Below are 1,087 nucleotides of genomic sequence, written 5' to 3'. Positions count from 1 at the left end.
GGTGCGCTGGCGCTCGTCCATCTGATCGACCAGTTGTTCGTTCAGCCTCAATAACTGAGACGTGCGTTCGTCGACCAGCGAGGCCAACTGTTCATGGACGGCAGCCTGCTGCTCGGCGCGTTCGCGGTTGCGATGGCGGCGAAAGAGCACGATGCCGGCAATGGCGGCCAGTGCGCTCTGCGCCAGCAATGCGCCCAATTGTGCGTTGGCGGTCGCCTGATTGATGGCCGTTTGTACGGGCGACAGCAGGTGCAGGGTCCAGCCGGGCGATTCGACGATGGGCAGGGTGGTGTGCAGCAGCGGCGCGCCGGCGGGAATCTGCGGCAGGGTTGCGTCCGCGCGCACGAGTTGTCCATTGCTGACGGCCTGCAGCGGCGGCCTGAGCGGCAGAGGCTGGAAGAGGGCGTCGCCGAACTGCAGGCTGGTGCGCAGCGTCCGGGCCAGGGTGGGCGAGAGCGGCGCCAGCACGTCGAAACGCCAGTCGGAGATGCTGCCCAACAGCACCACGCCGTGCTCGTCGGTGACGAAAATGGGCGCATTGGACTGGCGCCAGTCGGCCTCCAGATCGCGAAAGTCCACCTTCAAAACCACCACCCCCAGCATGGCGCCATTGGCGTCGTCCACGCGCCGCGACAGGTATAGCCCGGCCTCGTGGCTGATCGTGCCCAGGGCGAAATGTTCTGCCGAACCATGGGCGACTGCACCCTGGAAGTAGGGCCGGAACTGGTAGTCCACCCCGACAAAGGTGGCGGGTTCGCGCCAGTTGCTGGCTGCGATCGCCAAGCCTTTTTTGTCCAGCACATAGATCGCGGACGCGCCTACCCCGCGGCTGAGCGTGTCGAGTTTTTCGTCCAGGGATTCGATCTGCCCGCGCGCGCCTCCCAGCAAGGCGGCGCGCACGTCGACGTCGCGTGTCAGGACGAAGGGCAGCGCGCGGAATTTATCCAGGTTGTTGCGCAGCAGGGCGGCGTTGATCTGGGCCGCCCCGCGCGCCTGAGCGACGGCATTTTTCAGGGCGCCTTCGCGCGCCCAGAGCGTGGCGGCATGCAGTACGGCGAAGACGATGGCGATTCCCAGCAGGATGGCG

Annotated in this window: 1 pseudogene; it reads right to left on the bottom strand. The window is 66.4% G+C overall.

Annotated elements, in window-relative coordinates:
* Positions 1-1,083: pseudogene (locus tag IPU70_RS32680) on the bottom strand (sensor histidine kinase); the annotation flags it as partial.
* Positions 1,084-1,087 lie beyond the last annotated feature (4 nt).

The sequence above is a fragment of the Achromobacter sp. SD115 genome (assembly GCF_017355315.1).
GTDB lineage: Bacteria > Pseudomonadota > Gammaproteobacteria > Burkholderiales > Burkholderiaceae_B > Achromobacter > Achromobacter xylosoxidans_B.
The sequence above is the reverse complement of the archived record's forward strand: the minus strand, read 5'-3'. Positions and strand labels throughout refer to the sequence as shown.